Origin of the sequence: Neomelitea salexigens DSM 19753 (genome assembly GCF_000422345.1) — a bacterium.
Taxonomy (GTDB): domain Bacteria; phylum Pseudomonadota; class Gammaproteobacteria; order Pseudomonadales; family Spongiibacteraceae; genus Spongiibacter; species Spongiibacter marinus_A.
Map to the genome: position 1 here is coordinate 119,620 of NZ_AULP01000004.1, position 22,090 is coordinate 141,709.

Sequence of the window (22,090 nt, forward strand, 5' to 3'; positions counted from 1 at the left end):
GAATGGCCCTTTTTTATTGCCACATCATTGACCAAATTACGGTATGCGTCGCCGCGACGGAGCCAAACAGCTATTCTCTGTCTTGTATAACACCCCAGAACGAGACAAAAAATAGCGTGACCACTACAAGACCCTTGTTCGACAGCTACCCGCAACTGAACGGCGCCCTACCCTGGCTACCCCTCGCTGACCTACCCACGCCGGTTGAACCAGTATCCGGAATTGGCAGCAATGCATGGATTAAACGCGACGACCTCTCCCACGCGGTGTATGGCGGCAACAAACTCCGCAAGCTGGAATTTATCTTGGCCGATGTTCTGGCGCGTGGCAAAACGCATGTAATCACCTTCGGCGCCACGGGTACCAACCACGGCGTTGCCACCGCCATGCTGTGCCAACAATTGGGCCTGCGTTGCACGGTGCTGTTATTTGAACAACCGCCCTCTACCACCGTGCGCGACAACCTCGCGCGAATGCGACACTTTGGCGCCGAGCTACAATTTTGTGGCTCACTCGCCAATACCGTGCGGCATTACTACCTTCACCCCAAGCGCCTGTCACGCAGCCACTACTTTCTGTTTGCCGGCGGCTCCAACGTTGCCGGAACCATGGGCTTTATCAACGCGGCATTTGAATTGAAGCAGCAAATCGACACCGGCCAGTGTCCACTGCCCAGCCAGATTTTCGTGCCCGTTGGCTCCTCAGCCACCCTTGCGGGCTTAACTATTGGCGCTGCGCTAGCAGGCATAGAAAGCGATATTATTGGCATAAGGGTCGCCCCTTCCCACTTTGGCATCATTCCCACCTGCACCCCTGCCACGGTAAATCAACTCATCAGGCAAACATGCGCCGCGCTGACAAAAGCAGGCGTCTCACTGCCAACAATACCCACCGCCAAACTGATCGACAGTTACTATGGCGATGGCTACGGCGTGGCCACCAAAGCGGGAAGCAGCGCCACGGACAAGTTCGCCGAATGCGGCATTACCCTGGATCAAACCTATACTGCCAAAGCGGCAGCGGCGTTTTTAGACGCCGCAAGGCAAAGTACTGAGGTACAGCTATATTGGCACACGTTTAATTCGCGGCCGGTTGAAAGAGTTATTTCAGAGAAATTGGAATGAAAAGGATCTAGGCTCCATTACCTCGCTTGCTACCATGTACCGACAGCGACATTATGCTGTACGCGGGGCATTTTTACTGAAACGTTTCCATTTATCTGAAGTTTTTGAGCCGTAGAAATAAGAATAGTCTGAATATACTGCTCGATCTCCGCCGTTATCTTGGCAGCAGTTTCCTTAGCATCCACATTGTCCTTATAAGTAAAAAGTGTATTCTTATTTGCCGTTGGATTGTCTGGTAAAAACAGTCTAGCGCTTGTTACATCGCCTTCGCACTTAACATTAATAGCGAGCGCCCATTGCACCCCTGATAGTGCTGCATAGTGTGCAAAGCAATCTCTGTAGTTTTTTGCGGAACTACCACAAGTCATCCATAAGTTAGACATCGCATCAGCAAACTGGTCACCAGATTCTCGTCGATGACGATGCAAGTTTTTAATAGCTTTCCTCATTGAGCTTGGAGGGTTTTTCAACATGCCCGCACTGCCGAGCATATCTAAACTAAAATCGATGCATGATCTCGACGCTTCGAAAAAGCCATCCACTGTAAAAAACAGCTCCGCAGCTAGCGGGCCTTCATAGTACGAATAGAAGAGCTCATCGACGGGCCGCCCCCCCCTTAACGCCGATTTTTATGGGAAAGCGATCTGGAGACATCTCTTCAATAGTCGAATATATCGCCTCAATCTTTCGTAAGTGATACTGACAGCGCCGGAGCTTGTAAAGACACTTTCCGGATTGATAGGCCCAAGCATTGTTTTTACCCTCACCCAATTTTTCGCCAATTGCGATAATAATCGCGCCAAACCAATCTGAAGAACCCACCACTGGAATACTGTTCGTCCCTTCCATTTCTCGTCGCTCACCTATTGTTTGGGGTGATTCCACTCAGCTATTTATGCAAATGAACAACCTAGCCCTGTATACGAATCAAGGTACAGCCCGTACATTAAAACGAGAGACGAAAATGCTCCCTAACCGCCTCAGCCACTTCCTCAACGCAGCTATCCATATGGCAGTGATGGTCGCCATCAACATCCAGTGTGCTAAAGGCTTTCGGTCTGGCGTCGCTTAGTGCGAGTATTTCCTGGCCAAAGCCCTGTTTGGCGGCGATAAACAGCAGCGGCGCGTGAATGCCTTGCAGCACGGCCCGCCATTGCTCTGCGGTCAGTTTATGGGGGGAGGCGAGTGCAAGGCGGCGATCGCTGCGCCAATAAAATTTGCCGTCGTCACCCTGATAGGTACCGCGCTCGGCAATGGCACGAGCCGAACGCTTGCTCATGGGCATTACTTTAATACGCGCGGCGGCAGCGTCTTCCAGGGTATCAAACGCGCGTGGCGGTCGGCCCTGGTTGGAAAACCCGTTTAGATAGCGCTGCAGCTGTTTGGGGAATTCTTCACCCGCTTGCGGGTCGGCCAGCAAGCCGTCGATGCAGACGACCGCGCGAATATTGTCTGGCATAGCCGCCGCCAGCAGCGCCGCGATCATCGCACCGCGCGAGTGGGCCAACAGGCTGTATTGGGACCAGCCGAGTTGTTCGGCCACACCGCAGATAATTCGCAGATCGTCCCAAATGGCGTAGTTACCCGACGGCGGTTTGTGATCGCTATTCCCGTGGCCGGGCAGATCGAGCGCAACAATGCGCAGCGGATTGCCCTGCTGCTGGAGATACTCGGCAATGGCGGCAAAACTGGCGGCATTGTCCAACCAACCATGCAGGGCAAGCACTGGAATACCATCGACCTGGCCCCAGGCTTGCGCGGCTATGTGCAGACCTTCCACCTCAAAACTGAGCGATTCTGCTGAGACAGTCGTCATAGCACTAGCGGCCATTGTGAGCGTAATTCGGATAGTGACGCAGCCATTGCAAGTTGCCACAACCCGGGGCAAACACCTCGGCGTCAACGCGGGCCATACTGGCAGTTTGCAGCCCCCAATAGGATTGTGACTCGCCCTGCCAATGAGCAAGCACATTACTGAGCAACGGGTTGTGGCCCACTAGCAGTAGACGTTCACCTCGAAACGTCGCCAGCATATTATCGAGGTCTTCGAGTCGGTTATCCGGCGTCAGGCAGGCTTTATTGCGCTGGGGTAGCTGCCAATCGGCATTGATAATGGAAGCGCTTTGCTGGGCGCGGCGGTAGGGGCTGACCCAGATTTCCTCGGGACGCCAATCTTGTTGGCAGAGCCACTGCGCCGCGGCTTCAACTTCGGCAATGCCGCGCTCGGTGAGTTCGCGTTCCATATCGGTGGCGGCATCCCACGATGCCGCGCCGTGACGAATTAAGACTATTTCCATCAGCTTTTCTGCACTGCAAATTCAACGTCGCGGTTTTGCTCCGCCCACATCATATCGCCAATCACTTCTTGCACGGTTTTGCCCTCGTAAATGATGGCGTACAAACCATTGACCAACGGCATGTAAATATCCAGCTGCTGAGATTGCTGCTTGAGCAGCTTGAGGGTATTAACCCCTTCCGCCACCTGCCCAAGCTCAGCGACGACCTCGTTCAGATCCCGCCCCTGCCCCAGCGCATAACCCACGCGGTAGTTGCGGCTCAGTGGCGAGGTACAGGTTACGAATAAATCGCCAACACCGGCCAGGCCCAAAAAGGTTAAGGGGTCAGCGCCCTTTTGCACGGCGTAGCGGCTCATTTCCGCCAAGCTGCGGGTAACCAGCATACTAATGGTGTTGTGGCCCACGCCCAGTGCCGCGGCCAAACCCGCGACGATGGCGTAGACGTTTTTCAGGGCACCGGCCAGCTCCACCCCGTAGATATCGCTACCGGCGTATACACGAAAATACGAGCACTGCAGCAGGTCTTGAATACACTGAGTAAGCTGCTCATCAGCACTGGCGATAACCGTGCCGGTAATTTCCCGCGCTGCCAACTCTTTGGCAAGGTTTGGCCCACTCATCACGCCGATGCTGACGTTGCCCAGCTCTTCTCGCAAAACTTCGCTCATCAGTTCATTGCTGTCGACCTCGATACCCTTGGTCGTGCTGACCACCATAGTGCCGTCGACTAATAACGGCGCCAGTTGGCGAGCCACATCGCGGCAAGACTTGCTGGGCACGGCAACGAATACAACGTCGCAGCCCGTTACGGTTTCGGCCAGATCGGTGCTGGCGCGCAGGGCGGGGTTCAGGGAAATATCGGGCAGGTAAGCACTGTTACTGTGCTGCTCGTTCACCTCGGCGACGCGCTCGGCGTTGCGCATCCACAGGCACACATCATGACCGTTATCGGCAACAATATTGGCGATTGCCGTACCGAAACTACCCCCACCCACTATGGCTACTTTATGCTTGTCCGTCATTGCGGCTCCGCTTGTTGTTTTTCATGCAGTTTATCATTGCGCTGCGGCGATGAAGAACGGCGTCGAAAAAAAAGCGGCGCCGAAGCGCCGCTCTATTCACTGTGGTTCTTGTGCTTACGCTAGGCGCTGAGCTCCAGCAGCAGCTTATTCAGCTTGTTAACGTAGTCTGCAGGGTCTTCCAGCTGCGCGCCCTCGGCCAAATGCGCCTGATTAAAGAGAATGTCGACAAGGTCGGCAAAACGGTCTTCATCGGGCTCTTTGTCCAGCTTTTGCACCAGCGGATGCTCTGGGTTCAGCTCGAAAATCGGCTTGGACTCGGGCAGCGCCTGGCCAGCGGCTTCGAGGATACGCCGCATCTGCGCGCCCATATCGTGGTCACCCACTACCAGACACGCTGGCGAACTGGTCAATCGGCTCGTCGCGCGCACCTCTTCAACCTTTTCACCCAGCGCCTTGGCAACGCGCTCAATCAGGTCTTTGTGCTCTTCAGCCAGTTCTTCCTGCGCTTTTTTCTCGTCTTCGTTTTCCAGCTCTCCGAGGTCCAGCTGGCCGCGGCCAACATCCTGGAAGGCTTTGCCATCGAACTCAGCGAGGTGATTCATCAGCCAGTCGTCGACGCGGTCAGAAAGCAGCAAGACTTCAATACCTTTCTTGCGGAACACTTCCAGATGGGGACTGCTGGACGCGGTGCGATGGTTTTCAGCCACCACGTAGTAGATTTTCTCCTGCCCCTCTTTCATACGTGCTACGTAGTCTTCCAGCGAGTGCAGCTGTTCGGCCTTGTCATCGTGGGTGGTGGCAAAGCGCAGCAGCTTGGCAATCTTTTCGCGATTGCTGAAGTCCTCAGCCGGGCCTTCTTTCAATACCTGACCAAAGGCCTTCCAGAACGTTTGGTATTTCTCAGTATCGTTCTTCGCCAGTTTGCCCAACATGTCCAGCACGCGCTTGGTAAGCGCCGTTTTCATTGCATCCACAGCGGGGTCTTGCTGAAGAATTTCGCGCGATACATTGAGCGACAGGTCGTTAGAGTCCACCACACCTTTTACAAAGCGCAGGTATAGCGGCAGGAATTGCTCGGCGTCGTCCATAATAAAGGTGCGCTGCACATAGAGCTTAACGCCCCGCGCCGCGTCGCGATTCCACATATCCATCGGTGGCTGCGATGGCAGGTATAGCAGGCTGGTGTATTCCAGCTTGCCTTCAACCTTGTTGTGACTCCAGGTGAGCGGCTCAGCAAAGTCGTGGCTCACGTGCTTATAGAAGGCTTGGTATTCGTCGTCCTTCACTTCGTTGCGTGGGCGCGTCCAGAGCGCTGTGGCGGAGTTGATGCTTTCAAACTCTGGCTCGGGGGCTTCTTCACCCTCTTCCGCGGTAACCATTTTTAGCATTTCTACGGGAATGCTGATGTGATCAGAGTATTTCTTGATGATGGAACGCAGTCGCCAATCATCGGCAAACTCTTTGTCTTCTTCGCGCAGGTGCAGTACCACCTTGGTACCACGCTCGGCACGCTCGCAGCTTTCAATGGAAAAGTCGGCTTCGCCAGTCGACTCCCAGTGCACACCTTCCGAGGCATCGGCGCCAGCGCGACGGGTGAATACTTCCACGCGCTCAGCAACGATAAAGGCCGAGTAAAAACCCACACCAAACTGACCGATGAGCTGCGAGTCTTTCTTGTTGTCGCCGCTGAGATTTTTCAAAAATTCTGCGGTGCCTGAACGGGCGATAGTGCCGAGGTTGGCCACCACTTCCTCACGGCTCATACCAATGCCGTTATCACTAATGCTAACCGTGCCGGCCTCTTTGTCGGCCTCTACACGCACACGAAGATTGGGGTCGTTTTCAAACAGGCTGTCATTGGAAAGCGCTTCAAAGCGCAGCTTGTCAGCCGCATCGGAAGCATTAGAAACCAGCTCGCGAAGGAAAATTTCCTTGTTGCTGTACATGGAGTGGATCATCAGCTGAAGCATCTGCTTCGCTTCGGTTTGAAATCCCAGAGTTTCTTTTTCTGCTGTGGACATGCCTATCACCTGTAAAGCTAATTTATCGTTCGCCCAGCGGGACGTGTAAGCTTTATGGGGACAGGCTGTCCGATTTCAAGACCTTTACAGACGTTCGGGTAAAATACGGCGAACAATATGTGCCACATCCACGCCTTTGGGTAGGCAACCATAAACGCCGTGGGGCTGCTGCAAACGCGAGGCGATAAAGGCCTCCGCCACCACAGGGTCGCCATTTTTCAGCAATAACGCTGCTTGCAGACACAGCGCCATTTGCTCAACCAAGCGGCGCGCGGCGTATTCAACACCATCGCGATCCGCCAGCGATTGCCGCAGCGCATCGATACTCTGGTCCAGCACTGCCGATTGACCGCGAACCTGTTCCAGTTCAGTAAACCAGCGCTGCTGAACCTCGGGCGATTTATTAAAGGCGCGCAGCACATCCAGCGCCTGAATATTCCCTGAGCCTTCCCATATCGCATTGATCGGCGCCTCGCGGTACAAACGCGGCATAATGCAATTTTCGATGACGCCATTGCCGCCGAGGCACTCCATAGCCTCGTAGGCATGGCCAGGTGTGCGTTTGCAGATCCAAAACTTCCCTACTGCGCAACCCAAGCGGAGCAGCAGCTTTTCCTCGTCGGTGTTAGCGTCCAGCGCGGCGGCCATGCGCAAGGTCATGGCCAACGACCCCTCTACCTCCAACTGCAGGTCTGCCAGCACATTTTGCATGAGCGGCTGTTCGATTAAGCGCTTGCCAAAGGCTTCACGCTGACTGGCGTGGTGCGCGGCCTGGGCAACGGCTTGGCGCTGGCCCGCGGTAGAGCCCACCATGCAATCGAATCGGGTCAAGGCGACCATTTCTATTATGGCGGGAACGCCCCGCCCTTCCTCGCCGACCATCCAACCTTGAGCGGCGCGCATTTCGACCTCTGAGGAGGCATTCGAAACATTGCCCATCTTGTTTTTTAGGCGCTGCACAAACAACGAGTTCTTCTCGCCATCCGCTCGCCAGCGCGGCACCAGAAAACAGCTCAAGCCGCCCGCCGACTGTGCCAGCATTAAAAAGGCATCGCACATCGGCGCGGATAAAAACCACTTGTGGCCGGTAATTTCGTAGAGCTCACCCGGCCCTTGAGCGCCAACAGCGCGGGCGACCGAGGTGTTGGCACGCACATCGCTGCCACCCTGTTTCTCGGTCATGCCCATGCCAATGGTGACGGCCTGCTTTTCAAAATAGGGCTTGATCTCGGGCTCATAGCCCCGCGCCAGCACTTTGGGCAACCATTGCTTGGCGATACTCGGCGTGAGATTCAGGGTAGGCACCGAGGCAAAGGTCATGGTCAGCGGGCAGCCGTGTCCGGCTTCAACCTGACTTTGCATATAGCTATAAGCAGCACGCTGTGTGTGGGCTTGGGCAATGTCGCCCTGCCAGGGCATCGCGTGAATGCCCTGCTCCAAAGCCATTTTCATCAGCTTGTGATACGAGGGGTGAAAGCGCACTTCATCTACGCGATGACCAAAGCGGTCGTGGCTGTCGAACTGGGGCTTTTGCTCATTGGCGTCAAAGCCCCAAGCAATCACCTCGGCGCTGCCACAGCGTTGACCATAGTGGCGCAGCGCATCGACATCTGCGCTGGGCGCATAGCTGGTCAGCGCCTGCTGCAGGGCGATGTCGTCGTCGAAGAGGTTGGTGTTTTCCAGCGCTTGCGATTGGTTGAACACCGAGTGGGTATTCACGGTGTTATTTGCGTCAACGCTACTGGGGTTTTGTGTCTTCAACGGCTCCATAAGCCCTCCTAATCTTTCGCCCCCACCGCTCGCAAGCAGAACAGGCAAAGTTCATCAATCATGTCGCTACTGCGCTCGGACTCTGCCAACGGCCCGAGCAAACTTTCTGCCAGTGCACCAACCAGTGCAGGTGCTACCAGCGCCGGTGGTTGTTGGCAAAACTCTCCGCCCTCTACGCCGCGTTTGACCACTTTCTCGAATAGCGCGGTGTAGTCGCGGCGAAAATTAATGCGCGCCTCATCCACGGCTGGGTCGACCGGCTCGGCGATCAACGCCCAGGCAAACTGGGGCGCCATAAATGCGCGCTCGGCAAAACAACGCGTGCCAGCGACGATTTGCCCCCTCGCATCGCCAACCCCCTCCAGGGCATCGGCAACAGCGCGCACTTCGCGGCGGCTGGCATGGGAGAAAACCTCCGTTGCCAGTTGGTCCTTGTTTTTGAAATACCGGTAGACCGACCCCACGCTCACCTGCGCATCGGCGGCGAGGGCTTGAATGGTCAACGCTTTAAAGCCCCCTTCCCTTACCAGTGATTCGGCGCTTTTCAGCAGCCGCTCACGCAACTCGGCCTTACGTTTGGCGATGGGTGGCGTTTCTCTGTAAGCCATAGCACTGTCTCACCACAAGGAGTGAATCATAGTTCACTTTTTAACACAAGCACGACTTGAAGGCGATTGGTCGGGTTCAAGCCGCAAAATAAGCAGACACAAAAAAGGCGGCCGAAGCCGCCCTCTTAGCGTTACGGCCGATCTTACCAGCCAGTAACTTCTTTCAGTGCATCACCGATTTGCGCCAGTGAGCGCACGGTTTTAACGCCTGCATCTTCAAGTGCCGCAAACTTCTCATCGGCAGTACCTTTACCGCCCGAGATGATGGCGCCAGCGTGGCCCATACGTTTGCCTGGAGGTGCAGTCACACCGGCAATGTAAGAAACCACTGGCTTGCTTACGTTTGCTTTGATGTAGGCTGCCGCCTCTTCTTCTGCAGTACCGCCGATTTCACCGATCATAACGATCGCTTCAGTGCCGGGGTCTTTCTCGAACATTTCCAGAATGTCGATGAAGTTAGAGCCCGGGATCGGGTCACCGCCGATACCTACACAAGTAGATTGGCCGAAACCGTAATCGGTGGTTTGCTTAACAGCTTCATAGGTCAGTGTACCGGAGCGCGATACGATGCCCACTTTACCTGGCAAGTGAATGTGGCCAGGCATGATGCCGATTTTGCACTCGCCCGGAGTGATAACACCTGGGCAGTTAGGACCAACCAGGCGAACGCCCAGCTCGTCACACTTCACTTTACACTCAAGCATGTCCAGTACGGGGATGTGCTCGGTGATACATACGATCAGCTTGATACCCGCGTTTGCCGCTTCCAGGATGGAGTCTTTGCAGAATGGCGCAGGTACGTAGATAACAGACGCTTCCGCGCCAGTCGCTTCTACGGCTTCTTTAACGGTATTGAACACGGGCAGGCCCAGGTGCTCAGTGCCGCCTTTGCCTGGCGTAACACCGCCAACCATTTTCGTGCCGTAGGCAATCGCTTGCTCAGAGTGGAAGGTACCCTGACCACCGGTGAAACCCTGGCAGATAACCTTGGTGTCTTTATTGATCAGAATAGCCATTATTTACCCTCCGCTGCTTTAACAGCCTGCTGAGCCGCGTCGGTCAGACTGGTTGCCGCGATGATGTCCAAGCCAGACTCTGACAACAACTTAGAGCCCAGGTCGGCATTGTTACCTTCGAGACGTACAACTACTGGTACGCTCACACCCACTTCTTTCACTGCGCCGATAATACCTTCGGCGATCAGGTCACAGCGCACGATACCGCCAAAGATGTTAACCAATACGGCTTTAACGTTGCTGTCTTCGAGGATGATTTTGAAGGCTTCGGTAACGCGCTCTTTGGTCGCGCCGCCACCTACGTCGAGGAAGTTAGCAGGGAAACCGCCGTGCAGGGATACGATGTCCATAGTACCCATCGCCAGGCCGGCACCGTTTACCATGCAACCAATGTTACCGGTCAGGGCAACATAGTTCAGGTCCCACTCAGCTGCGCGCGCTTCACGCTCGTCTTCCTGAGAAGGATCGTGCATGGCTTGCAGGTCTTTGTGGCGGTATACCGCGTTGCCGTCGATAACCACTTTGGCGTCCAGGCAGTGCAGGTTGCCTTCAGTGGTGATAACCAACGGGTTAATTTCCAGCAGCGCCAGATCTTTTTCTTGGAACAGCTTAGCCAGACCCAAGAAGATGTTTACAAACTGCTTAACCTGAGTGGGGTTCAGACCCAGTTGGAAAGCCAGTTCACGGCCTTGGTAGGGCTGAGCGCCAGTCAGAGGATCGATGATTGCTTTGAGAATCTTCTCTGGAGTCTCTTCGGCAACTTTCTCGATTTCAACACCGCCTTCTGTAGAGGCCATGAAGACGATACGGCGAGTACCGCGGTCAAGCACGGCGCCCAGGTAGAGTTCCTGGTCGATATCGGTGCAAGACTCAACCAGAATTTTAGAAACTGGCTGACCATTTTCGTCTGTTTGGTAGGTAACCAGATTCTTGCCCAGCCACTGTTCTGCAAACGCCTTGATTTCATCGGTGCTGCTGACCAGCTTTACGCCACCAGCTTTACCACGGCCACCAGCGTGGACTTGAGCTTTTACAACCCACTTGTCTCCGCCGATTTTCTCAGCCGCAGCAGCGGCCTCTTCCGGGGTATCACAGGCGTAGCCTTTAGACACAGGCAGCCCGTATTCAGCAAACAGTTGTTTGCCTTGGTACTCGTGAAGGTTCATGTTGGATTTACCATCTCGGTCTGTGGAAGTGTTAAGCGGGCAATACGCTGTCAGTGAATGGCCCGCTCCCTCTGCACATTGCGGCACGCCGCAAAATTCGGGTCAGTATTTTCCCGAATTTTGCGAACTACCGCAAATCTATTTGCGCTTCTTGCGATTCGGCATGTGTATGGCGCGGCCATCGACGGCCAATGCCGCCTCGTGAACCGCTTCCGACAAGGTCGGGTGGCCAAACACTGTCAGGGCGATATCTTCGGCTGAGGAACCGAATTCCATCGCAATAACGATTTGTTGAACAAGGTCGGCGGCGCTCGGGCCGATGATGTGACAGCCCAAAATGCGGTCCGTCTCTTCGTGGGCGAGAATCTTCACCATCCCTGTGGTGTCGTTGGCTGCCAGGGCGCGGCCGCTGGCAACGAAGGGGAAACTGCCTGATTTATAGGGGACACCGTCCGCTTTCAGCTGCTCTTCCGTGGCACCGACCATCGCAATTTCTGGGTGCGTGTAAATGATGGACGGAATGCAGTCGTAGTTCATGCTGACTTTGTGGCCAGCGATGCGCTCGGCGACCATCACGCCCTCTTCCGAGCCTTTGTGAGCCAGCATCGGCCCGCGCACAATGTCGCCCACCGCGTAGATGCCAGGCGCATCGGTTTCGCAGTGGTCGTTGACGAAGATAAAGCCGCGCTCGTCGAGGTTCACACCGCTGTCGGCAGCCAACAGGCCATTGCTCAGCGGACGGCGACCCACGCACACGATCAACTTGTCGAAGGTTTCATCCTTCTCTTCATCGTTCAGTGTGTAAGACACTTTAACTTTTTTGCGGCTGATCTCGGTGTCGGTAACCCGTGCACCCAGACGAATATCCAGGCCCTGCTTTTTGAAGACTTTGGCAGCTTCTTTGGCAATTTGCTGGTCCATGGCTGGTAAGAAGCTATCCAGAGCTTCCAAAACCACAACCTCGCTGCCCAAGCGTGCCCATACACTGCCCAACTCCAGGCCGATAACACCCGCGCCGATCACGCCAAGGCGTTTGGGCACAGATTGGAATTCCAGTGCGCCCGTGGAGTCGACAATCACCTCTTGGTCGATGGGCGCCGGTGGAATTTCAACCGGCACTGAACCGGCCGCGATAATAATATTTTCCGCTTCCAGCGTTGACGTCGAACCATCTTCCGCGGTGACTTCAACCTTCTTACCGGCCAGCACTTTGCCGTAACCTTCGATTGCGGTTACGCCGTTGGCCTTAAACAGGCCACCGACACCACCAGTTAGCTGATCGACGATGGCGTCTTTGCGCTTGATCATCTCAGGCACATCGATGCTCACCTTGCCGGTAGAAATACCGTGCACATCAAAGGCGTCTTTCGCTTCGTGATATTTGTAGCTGCTATCCAGCAGCGCTTTAGAAGGGATACAGCCAACGTTCAGGCAAGTGCCACCCAGAGCGACCTTGCCCGCCTTGTTGCGGTTTTTCTCAACGCAGGCAGTTTTTAAACCCAGCTGCGCAGCGCGAATAGCGGCTACGTATCCCGCCGGTCCTGACCCGATTACGACAACATCGTACTTAGACATATCTGTTTCCTGTAATACCTAAACCATGGATTCCATTGACGCCCGCAGCGGTCTTATACCTCAAGCAGAATGCGCGCAGGATCTTCGATAAGGTCCTTAATGGTGACCAGGAACTGTACGGCGTCTTTGCCGTCGATCAAGCGGTGATCGTAAGACAGCGCCAAGTACATCATGGGAAGCACTTCAACCTGACCATTCACAGCCATGGGGCGCTCCTGGATTTTGTGCATACCCAAAATGGCAGTTTGCGGCGGGTTCAGAATAGGCGTCGACAACAGCGAACCAAACACACCACCGTTGGTAATGGTGAAGGTTCCACCGGTCATATCTTCGATGCCCAGCTTGCCGTCGCGAGCGCGCAAGCCGAAGTCGCGTACTTTGTCTTCGATCTTGGCCAGACTCATGTGGTCGGCATCACGCAATACCGGCACGACCAGACCTTTATCGGTTGACACCGCCACACCAACGTCTTGATAACCGTGGTAAACGATATCGTCACCGTCGATTGACGCATTTACCGCTGGGAAGCGTTTCAGTGCTTCGCAAGCCGCCTTAACGAAGAAGCCCATGAAGCCCAAACGCGTACCATTGTGGCTCTTTTCAAACAGGTCTTTGTACTGTTTGCGCAGTTCCATCACCGGCTTCATGTTGACCTCGTTGAAGGTCGTGAGCATCGCGGTCGTCTGACTCGCTTCAAGCAGTCGCTCGGCAATGCGCTTACGCAGGCGGGTCATCGCCACACGTTTTTCAACGCGCTCACCGGCAGGCACATCCACCTCGGCTGCTGGCGCAGGTGCTGCAGCGGCCGGTTTAGCAGCTGGCGCCTGATAATTCATCACATCTTCTTTCGTGATCAGGCCACCTTTGCCGGTGCCTTTTACGGCGCTGGCGTCAATGCCCTTTTCTTCCAAGGCTTTGCGCGCCGCCGGGCTGATCTTCAGGTCTTCGCTGGCAGCTGGCGCTTGCGCTGCTTCGGGCGCGCTTTCCGCTTTGGGGGCTTCCCCTGCGGCGCCCTCTTCAAACACGGCCACGACTTCGTCGCTCAATACCGTGTCGCCTTCATTTTTGATAATTTCCTTCAACACACCATCGGCTGGTGCAACAACCTCGAGCACGACTTTGTCGGTTTCGATGTCTACCAGCGGCTCGTCGCGGCTTACCGCCTCGCCGACTTGTTTATGCCATGTTGCGATAGAGCCATCAGCAACGGATTCTGGAAACGTTGGCGCTTTGATTTCAGTACTCATTTTTCATCCTGTCGTTAGTTCGCTGCACGCGTCTATGGTTATGCGCTGGTCCGGCCTAGAGTTTCAAAGCCTGACTGATGAATTTCTCTTGCTGCTCAATGTGCAGGGCCATGTAGCCCGCAGCAGGCGACGCTGACGGTTCGCGACCGACGTAGCCCAACAGCAAATTCTTCTCGGGTTTAAAGCTGCGAATTACCCTCGCCATACGGTGGCGACTGTTGTACCACGCCCCTTGGTTGCGCGGCTCTTCCTGACACCAAACCACTTTCTTCAGGTTTGGATACTGCGCAATAACTTCACGCAGGTCGTCGTAGGGGAAGGGATACAGCTGCTCTAAACGAACAATAGCGATAGAGTCTTTGCCATGCTCACGGCGAGCGTCGCGCAGGTCGTAATAGACCTTGCCGCTACACAACACCATGCGCGTCACTTTTGACTTATCGATATCGTCGGTTTCATCAATCACATTCTGGAACTGGCCATCCGTCAACTCTTCCAGAGTTGAGACCGCTTCCTTGTGGCGCAGCAGGCTCTTCGGTGACATAACCACCAGTGGGCGGCGCAGCGGACGGATAACCTGGCGGCGTAACATATGGAACACCTGCGCTGGCGTAGAGGGCACACACACTTGAATGTTGTGCTCGGCACACAATTGCAGGAAGCGTTCTAAGCGAGCAGATGAATGCTCAGGCCCCTGGCCTTCATAGCCATGGGGTAACAACATGGTGAGGCCGCATAAACGACCCCATTTCAACTCACCACTGCTGATGAACTGGTCGATTACCACCTGCGCGCCGTTGGCGAAATCACCAAACTGCGCTTCCCAGATCACCAAGGCGTTGGGCTGAGTGGTCGCGTAACCGTACTCGAATGCCAGTACCGCCTCTTCGGACAGCAGCGAGTCGTAAATATCAAACGCCGGCTGATCGTCGGCCACGTGTTGCAGTGGCACATAACGGCTGGCGTCTGTTTGGTTGTGCAATACCGCGTGGCGGTGCGAGAAAGTACCTCGCCCAACATCTTGCCCAGTCAGCCGAACCTGGTGGCCGGTTTTGAGCAAGGAGCCGTAGGCCAACGTTTCGGCAAAGCCCCAGTTGATTGGCATGGCGCCAACGGCCATTTTGCGGCGATCTTCATAGATCTTCGCCACTTGGCGCTGCACACTAAAGGCCTCGGGCACGGCGTTAACCGCTTCCGCCACTTCTTTGAGCTCTTTGGCGTCAATGCGGGTGTCACCCGAGACGTCCCACGCATGTCCAAGATAAGGCGTCCAATCGACAAACAGCTCGGTATTCGGCTCCTTCACCAAGCTCTTGGCAACGTGCTGACCGTCGTCCAGAGCCTGCCGGTATTCAGAGGCCATTTTGTCGGCGAGCGCTTTGTCGATAGTGCCTTCGTCAAGCAGCTTGTTGACGTAGAGCTCCCGCGTGCTCTTTTGCTTGCTGATTTGCTTGTACATCAGCGGCTGGGTGCCTGACGGCTCGTCCGCTTCGTTGTGACCGCGACGGCGGTAGCAGATCAAATCGACCACCACGTCTTTCTTGAATTCCTGGCGGAAGTCCGCGGCCAACTGCGACACGAACAACACCGCTTCGGGGTCGTCACCGTTAACGTGGAAAATCGGCGCCTGTACCATTTTCGCAACGTCAGTACAGTATTCCGTGGAGCGCGCGTCTTCCTGCAAGCTGGTGGTGAAACCCACTTGGTTGTTGATGACGACGTGGATCGTGCCACCGGTTTTGTAAGCGCGGGTCTGGGACATCTGGAATGTCTCCATGACCACACCCTGACCAGCGAAGGCCGCATCGCCGTGGAGCACAATCGGCACGACCTTTTCACCGACGGGATCAAAACGACGATCCTGACGCGCGCGCACAGAGCCCTCGACCACTGGCGATACAATTTCCAAGTGAGACGGGTTGAAGGCCAGTGCCAAATGCACTTCCCCGCCCGAGGTCATCACGTTGGAAGAAAAACCCTGGTGGTATTTAACGTCGGCCGAGCCCTGGTATTGAACCTTGCCCTCAAACTCGTCGAAAAGTTCCGCGGGGTTCTTGCCCAGAATATTAACCAGCACATTGAGTCGGCCGCGGTGGGCCATACCAATGACAATTTCTTTGGCGCCGTATTCACCGCCGCGTTGGATCATGGCGTCGATCATTGGAATCAGGCTTTCGCCGCCTTCCAGACCAAAGCGCTTGGTACCCGGGTATTTTGAACCCAGCGATTTCTCCAGCCCTTCTGCAGCGGTCAAGCGCTCCAGTAGGTGACTGCGCGCCTCAAAACCGTATTCCGGCTTTGAACGTACACTCTCCATACGCTGCTGAATCCATGCACGTTCGCGGGTATCCACAATGTGCATGAACTCGGCGCCGACTGACCGACAATAGGTTTCACGCAGCGAGTCGTAGATTTCGCGAAGGGTCGCTTGGTCTTTACCAATGTACAGACTACCCGTCTGGAACACGGTATCGAAGTCAGCTTCGCTTAACTGGTGATATTGCAGCTCTAAATCGGGTACGCCCGGGCGTTGCCACAAGTTCAGCGGATCGAGCTGCGCTTCCTGGTGGCCCCTTTGACGATAAGCGCTGACAAGCTGGATCACGCGTACCTGCTTGCGCTCATGCTCACTGACCTCGCTACTGGCCGAGGCAGCGGCGCGAACCGGCTGTTTGGCTAACTGAGCGAAGTGATCTCGGATCGGAGAATGAGGGATATCGCGGATAGCGGATTCGCTGACGCGGGGGAGCTGTTGAAAATAGTTTCGCCATTCCTCGGGAACAGCATTGGGATCAGTGAGGTAGGTTTCGTACAGGTCTTCGACGTAACCCGCATTTCCACCAGATATGTGGGAGCTCTTCCAAAGAAGCTCCATTGACGCTTTCTGCATTCCTGTCCACCTAATAACGAGAGGCGTGGCTGCCGGATGCTCCATCGCCCGATAAGGCGTTTTGCATCGTCTTACGCCCGCAGCGCTCAGTGTACGCCGCGAGGCCGGCTTAAACCACAGGCCTTAGCCAATGCCTCTCAATACGTTTTTTATCTCGCTAGTGCCGGTAAGCACCGAGTTGTATTTTGTTCCGGTGTCACGTTGTGACACCAAAGGACACAATACGCGCAGATTTTAGCCCTATCTTCGCAGGGTCTAATAACTGGGGCTCTCTCGAGCCCCTCAGCGATTAGCTCGCCCGATTCAGCAACATGTTGCGAATATGGCCGATAGCCCGGGTTGGGTTCAAGCCTTTAGGGCAAACATTGACACAGTTTTGAATGCCGTGGCAACGGAAGACACTAAAAGGATCGTCCAGTTCGCTCAAACGCTGCTCAGTTGCCGTGTCGCGGCTATCCGCAAGGAAGCGGTAGGCCTGCAACAGGCCGCTGGGGCCGATAAAGCGGTCCGGGTTCCACCAGAAAGATGGGCAAGCCGTTGAACAACATGCACAGAGAATACACTCGTACAGGCCGTCGAGCTTGGCGCGCTCTTCAGGTGATTGCAGACGCTCGATCGCGGGCGCTGGCGTGTTGTTAATCAGGTAAGGCTTGATCTTCTCATATTGCTTGTAGAACAAGCTCATATCAATGATCAAGTCACGGATAACGGGCAAGCCGGGCAGCGGGCGCAGCACCAAGGTGTTACCACCCTTGCCGTTTTTCAGGGCTTCCGAAATTGGCGTAATACACGCCAAACCGTTTTTACCGTTGATGTTCATACCGTCGGAACCGCAGACACCTTCGCGGCAAGAGCGACGGTAAGTCAGCGAAGGATCCTTCGCTTTCAGCAGTTCCAATACGTCGAGTACCATCAGGTCTTTGCCGCCGGTGTCGAGTTCGACATCCTGCATGTACGGCTCCTGATCGACTTCAGGATTGTAGCGATAGAGACTGACTTTCAACATTTTCTCTTCTCCCCTGATCAGTAGGTGCGTACTTTAGGCGCGAAAGCTTCGCGGGTTTTCGGCGCGAAGTTAACCGCACGCTTACCAACACGCTTCTCGCCAGGGAAGTACATGGAATGACACAGCCAATTCTCATCGTCGCGGTCTTGGAAATCTTCGCGAGCATGAGCACCGCGGCTTTCCTTGCGCTCCTCAGCGGCGATAGCCGTTGCTTCGGCCACCTCAAAGAGGTTTTGCAGTTCAAGCGCTTCGATACGCGCTGTGTTATACGCGTTGCTCTTGTCTTCCAGATGCGCATTTTCAATGCGACCGCGAAGATCTGCCAATTTCTTCACGCCCTCTTGCATGAAGTCACCGCGGCGGAATACGCCAAAGTGGTTTTGCATGACGTTTTGCAGCTCGGTGCGCAGGTCGGCAACTTTCTCGCCGCCTTTGCTGTTGTTAACGCGGTTCAGACGCTCATTCGCCTGCTCGAGATCGCTCTCTGAGGCATCGCGCATATCGATGCCTTCGCGCAGCGCTTTCTCAATGAACAGACCAGAAGCGCGACCAAATACCACCAGGTCAAGCAGCGAGTTACCGCCCAAACGGTTAGCGCCGTGTACCGATACACAGGCGACTTCACCACAGGCGTACAAGCCGGGAATCACTTGGTCGTTGCCGCTGGCGTCAACCGTGAGTGCCTGGCCGTGAATATTAGTTGGAATACCGCCCATCATGTAGTGACAGGTTGGTACCACGGGCACGGGCTCTTTGACTGGGTCAGCGTGGGCGAAGGTGCGGCTCAGCTCACAGATACCTGGCAGGCGGCTTTCCAGCACTTCCTCACCAAGGTGGTCGAGCTTGAGGAACACGTGGTCGCCATTGGGGCCACAGCCACGGCCTTCGAGAATTTCCAGTGTCATTGAACGAGCAACAACGTCGCGACCTGCCAAGTCTTTGGCATTCGGCGCATAACGCTCCATAAAGCGCTCGCCATCTTTATTGATCAGATAGCCACCTTCACCACGGCAGCCTTCTGTCACCAGAACCCCTGCGCCAGCAATGCCGGTGGGGTGGAACTGCCACATTTCAATATCTTGTACAGGGAAGCCAGCACGCAGAGCCATGCCCACGCCGTCGCCCGTATTGATGTGAGCGTTGGTAGTAGATGCGTAGATACGCCCTGCACCACCGGTCGCGAATACGGTTGCTTTCGCCTTCACGTAGACAACTTCACCGGTTTCGATGCAGATCGCCATTACACCGACAACCGCGCCGTCCTGGTTCTTTACTATGTCAGTGGCGAACCACTCATTAAAGAACACGGTGTTGTTCTTCAGGTTGCCCTGATAAAGAGTGTGCAGCAGGGCGTGACCGGTACGGTCAGCGGCCGCGCACGTCCGCGCCGCCTGGCCGCCTTCACCGAAGTTTTTCGATTGGCCGCCGAAGGGACGCTGATAAATACGACCTTCTTCTGTACGCGAGAACGGCAAACCCATGTGATCCAGCTCGAAAACCGCTTCTGGGCCAACGCTGGTCATGTATTCGATAGCGTCTTGGTCACCGATGTAGTCGGACCCTTTAACGGTATCGTACATGTGCCACTGCCACTGATCCTGAGGGTCGGCACTGGCGATCGCGCAAGTGATACCACCCTGGGCTGATACTGTGTGAGAGCGCGTAGGGAATACTTTAGAAATTACCGCAGTTTTATAGCCTGACTGGGCCAACTGCAGTGCAGCGCGCATACCTGCGCCACCACCGCCGACGATAACGCCGTCAAAGGTAATAGTACGAACATTAGCCATTACTTAACTCCACAGAATCTGGATGCCCCAAACGAGGTAGGTGAACAGAACAACTGCTGATGCAGCCTGAAACGCCAGGCGCAAGACAAGACCCTTGCCACCCATCATACGCTCGGTCAGGTAGTCAGTAGAGACCGCCCACAAACCTATCCACGCGTGAGCAATTACCGACAGCACCGCTGCAGTGCTAAAAACACGCATGAATGTCGAGGCAAAAAATGCGCTCCACTGGGCGTAATCCATCGTACTGCCTTCGCAAACCAAATAGCCACCGACGACTAAGAAGTAAGCCAGCAGAACAACACCGGACACTCGCTGAACCAGCCAGTCTGAAAGACCGCTGCGACCAAAACTTGTTACTGATTTAACTACCATACCCATAACCCCGTCAGTACAACCAGAACCGCCGTAGTCAGCAGCACCAGCTTGGACCCTCTCTCGCCACCTTCCATGGATTCACCGATACCGGCATCCATGACCAAATGCTTCACTCCCGCAGCAGCGTGGTAACTAATGCCCACCAAAACTGCCCAGACGATCAGCTTGCCCCAGAACGATGACAAACACTCTTTGGCTTGAGCGAAACCTTCCGGACCACTGAGGCTAGTGCCCAGCAACCAGAATAAGACGGCCATACCGGCCACTAGAAAAACACCACTGACGCGGTGCAGGATTGAGGTATATGCGGTAATCGGCAGTGCGATTGTCCCGATATCCAGGTTCACAGGTCGTTTATCGTTCACGGTATTCCACACTTTATTTCAGGCCCTTTTACTACGGGCGGTTCAACGGAAGTGGATCTATCAAGTTTGCCGGGCTCTCCTTCCCGGGCTTCTTCCTAAGAGGTGCAAGCACTGGGGCTCGAGAAGAAACGCCGCGCATTATAGGGCTATACATACTCAATTACAAACACGCCTTTAGTCGAAATTGCCCTCCAAAAAAGCGCTATATCAAGGGTTTGCGGGACTATTTCGCGCCATTATGGCGCCATAAAATTTGCAGCGCACCAAAACCGCGCACGCATCGACGGGGGCAGCATAAAGTGCAGAAAACATCAAACATTCCCACGACCGCAATCACAAGGTAAAATGTGGTCAGCGTTGACAAAACGTTTTAGCTCTCTATATTTGTGACTCCCTAATTTTGCAGGGAGCCTTTCTGCCTGTTGCGCTCAGCATCACCACGCCGATTGTCAGACAGCAGAAACCACCGCCACAAGCTATGAAAAGAAAGTAACAGGAGCCCGTCAAATGAGCGAAAAGAAAGCCACTCTGAGTATCGATGGCAAAACGCTGGAGTTGAATGTCCATTCCGGCACCATTGGCCCGGACGTGATTGAAGTTAGCCCCCTGACGGGTAACGGATACTTCACCTACGACCCCGGTTTTGTTTCCACCGCAGCCTGCGAATCAAAAATCACCTATATCGATGGTAATGCAGGTGTTCTGCTGCACGGCGGTTACCCCATCGAACAACTGGCAGAACAGTCAGATTACCTGGAAACCTGTTACCTCCTGCTCTACGGCAAGCTCCCCAACCAAACTGAAAAAGAAACCTTCGTCAACAAAGTGCGCATGCACACCATGGTCAACGACCAGATGAGCACGTTCTTCAAAGGCTTCCGCCGCGACGCTCACCCCATGGCCATTATGTGCGGCGTTGTTGGCGCCCTGTCGGCGTTCTACCACGACTCTCTGGACATTGCTGACGAACACCATCGCGAAATTTCTGCAATTCGACTGATTGCAAAAATGCCAACACTGGCTGCCATGACCTACAAGTACACTATTGGCCAGCCCTTCATGTACCCGCAGAACCACCTGAGCTACTCAGAAAACTTCCTGCACATGATGTTCGGCAATCCCTGCGAGCCCAGCAATGTTAATCCTGTACTGGCTAAGGCCATGGACAAGATTTTCCTGCTGCACGCTGACCACGAGCAGAATGCCTCTACCTCTACTGTGCGTTTGGCTGGCTCGACTGGCGCCAACCCCTTCGCCTGTATTTCTGCTGGCATCGCTGCCCTGTGGGGTCCGTCTCACGGTGGCGCGAACGAAGCCGTTCTGGATATGCTGGAAGAAATTGGCGATGCCTCACGCATCGACGAGTTTGTTGCCCGCGCGAAAGACAAGAATGACCCATTCCGCCTGATGGGCTTTGGTCACCGTGTTTACAAAAACTTTGACCCACGCGCCAAGGTAATGAAGCAAGCAGCCGATGAAGTACTGGCCGAGCTTGGTTTGGAAAATGATCCTCTACTGAAGATTGCCAAGCGCCTTGAGCAAATCGCCCTTGAAGATGAATACTTCGTTGAGAAGAAGCTCTACCCCAACGTAGACTTCTATTCAGGCATCATCCTCAAAGCGATCGGTATCCCAACCAGCATGTTCACCGTTATCTTTGCACTGGGTCGTACCCCAGGCTGGATCGCGCACTGGAACGAGATGATCAGCGGCGCCTACCGTATCGGTCGCCCACGTCAGTTGTATACTGGCCCGGAAAAACGCGACTTCGTCCCACTGGACAAGCGCTAAAAACAAAAAACCCTGCCTCGGCAG

18 protein-coding genes are annotated in these 22,090 nt (G+C 54.9%); 2 read left to right on the forward strand and 16 right to left on the reverse strand.

Annotated features, from left to right (window positions below):
• Positions 1-116: 116 nt before the first annotated feature.
• Positions 117-1,124, forward strand: coding sequence for a 1-aminocyclopropane-1-carboxylate deaminase/D-cysteine desulfhydrase (locus H573_RS0108195; RefSeq protein WP_161624248.1), 1,008 nt, complete (start codon positions 117-119; stop codon positions 1,122-1,124).
• A 29-nt stretch (positions 1,125-1,153) separates the two neighbouring features.
• Here the strand turns inward: H573_RS0108195 and H573_RS19520 are convergent, their stop codons facing one another.
• The 16 genes from H573_RS19520 to sdhC all read right to left on the reverse strand — a co-directional run bounded on the left by H573_RS19520 (position 1,154) and on the right by sdhC (position 20,275).
• Complete coding sequence (locus H573_RS19520; protein ID WP_154653865.1) at positions 1,154-1,666, reverse strand: hypothetical protein; 513 nt, start codon at positions 1,664-1,666, stop codon at positions 1,154-1,156.
• Between the two features lie 404 nt (positions 1,667-2,070).
• Complete coding sequence (locus tag H573_RS0108210; RefSeq protein ID WP_161624249.1) at positions 2,071-2,940, reverse strand: alpha/beta fold hydrolase; 870 nt, start codon at positions 2,938-2,940, stop codon at positions 2,071-2,073.
• 4 nt (positions 2,941-2,944) lie between these two features.
• A complete protein-coding gene (gene sixA / locus H573_RS18960) occupies positions 2,945-3,421 on the reverse strand; it encodes a phosphohistidine phosphatase SixA (RefSeq protein WP_051171129.1) in 477 nt (158 codons plus the stop codon).
• Positions 3,421-4,443: an NAD(P)H-dependent glycerol-3-phosphate dehydrogenase gene (locus tag H573_RS0108220; RefSeq protein ID WP_027873841.1), complete on the reverse strand. Its 1,023-nt coding sequence runs from the start codon at positions 4,441-4,443 to the stop codon at positions 3,421-3,423. Before H573_RS0108220 ends, sixA begins: the two co-directional genes overlap by 1 nt.
• Positions 4,444-4,562: 119 nt before the next feature.
• Positions 4,563-6,464 carry a molecular chaperone HtpG gene (gene htpG, locus H573_RS0108225; protein ID WP_027873842.1) on the reverse strand — a complete coding sequence of 634 codons (1,902 nt, stop codon included), beginning with the start codon at positions 6,462-6,464 and terminating at the stop codon, positions 4,563-4,565.
• Between the two features lie 84 nt (positions 6,465-6,548).
• Positions 6,549-8,234 carry an acyl-CoA dehydrogenase family protein gene (locus H573_RS0108230; RefSeq protein WP_027873843.1) on the reverse strand — a complete coding sequence of 562 codons (1,686 nt, stop codon included), beginning with the start codon at positions 8,232-8,234 and terminating at the stop codon, positions 6,549-6,551.
• Positions 8,235-8,242: 8 nt separating this feature from the next.
• A complete protein-coding gene (locus tag H573_RS0108235) occupies positions 8,243-8,842 on the reverse strand; it encodes a TetR/AcrR family transcriptional regulator (RefSeq protein ID WP_027873844.1) in 600 nt (199 codons plus the stop codon).
• A gap of 143 nt (positions 8,843-8,985) precedes the next feature.
• Positions 8,986-9,858: a succinate--CoA ligase subunit alpha gene (sucD, locus tag H573_RS0108240; RefSeq protein ID WP_027873845.1), complete on the reverse strand. Its 873-nt coding sequence runs from the start codon at positions 9,856-9,858 to the stop codon at positions 8,986-8,988.
• Entirely contained in the window at positions 9,858-11,024 is a 1,167-nt protein-coding gene (gene sucC / locus H573_RS0108245) for an ADP-forming succinate--CoA ligase subunit beta (RefSeq protein ID WP_027873846.1), read from the reverse strand. The genes sucD and sucC overlap by 1 nt, the downstream gene beginning before the upstream one ends.
• Positions 11,025-11,162: 138 nt before the next feature.
• On the reverse strand, positions 11,163-12,599 hold the full coding sequence (lpdA, locus tag H573_RS0108250; RefSeq protein ID WP_027873847.1) for a dihydrolipoyl dehydrogenase: 1,437 nt from the start codon (positions 12,597-12,599) through the stop codon (positions 11,163-11,165).
• A gap of 53 nt (positions 12,600-12,652) precedes the next feature.
• Entirely contained in the window at positions 12,653-13,846 is a 1,194-nt protein-coding gene (odhB, locus tag H573_RS0108255) for a 2-oxoglutarate dehydrogenase complex dihydrolipoyllysine-residue succinyltransferase (RefSeq protein ID WP_027873848.1), read from the reverse strand.
• A gap of 55 nt (positions 13,847-13,901) precedes the next feature.
• Positions 13,902-16,736, reverse strand: a complete 2,835-nt coding sequence (locus tag H573_RS0108260; protein WP_027873849.1) for a 2-oxoglutarate dehydrogenase E1 component — start codon at positions 16,734-16,736, stop codon at positions 13,902-13,904.
• Between the two features lie 289 nt (positions 16,737-17,025).
• Positions 17,026-17,742 carry a succinate dehydrogenase iron-sulfur subunit gene (locus H573_RS0108265; protein ID WP_027873850.1) on the reverse strand — a complete coding sequence of 239 codons (717 nt, stop codon included), beginning with the start codon at positions 17,740-17,742 and terminating at the stop codon, positions 17,026-17,028.
• Positions 17,743-17,759: 17 nt separating this feature from the next.
• On the reverse strand, positions 17,760-19,532 hold the full coding sequence (gene sdhA / locus H573_RS0108270; protein WP_027873851.1) for a succinate dehydrogenase flavoprotein subunit: 1,773 nt from the start codon (positions 19,530-19,532) through the stop codon (positions 17,760-17,762).
• A gap of 3 nt (positions 19,533-19,535) precedes the next feature.
• Positions 19,536-19,907 carry a succinate dehydrogenase, hydrophobic membrane anchor protein gene (gene sdhD, locus H573_RS0108275; RefSeq protein WP_036256246.1) on the reverse strand — a complete coding sequence of 124 codons (372 nt, stop codon included), beginning with the start codon at positions 19,905-19,907 and terminating at the stop codon, positions 19,536-19,538.
• Entirely contained in the window at positions 19,901-20,275 is a 375-nt protein-coding gene (gene sdhC, locus H573_RS0108280) for a succinate dehydrogenase, cytochrome b556 subunit (protein ID WP_027873853.1), read from the reverse strand. Before sdhC ends, sdhD begins: the two co-directional genes overlap by 7 nt.
• Positions 20,276-20,782: 507 nt before the next feature.
• Here sdhC and gltA point away from each other — a divergent pair.
• Positions 20,783-22,066 carry a citrate synthase gene (gene gltA, locus H573_RS0108285; protein WP_027873854.1) on the forward strand — a complete coding sequence of 428 codons (1,284 nt, stop codon included), beginning with the start codon at positions 20,783-20,785 and terminating at the stop codon, positions 22,064-22,066.
• Positions 22,067-22,090 lie beyond the last annotated feature (24 nt).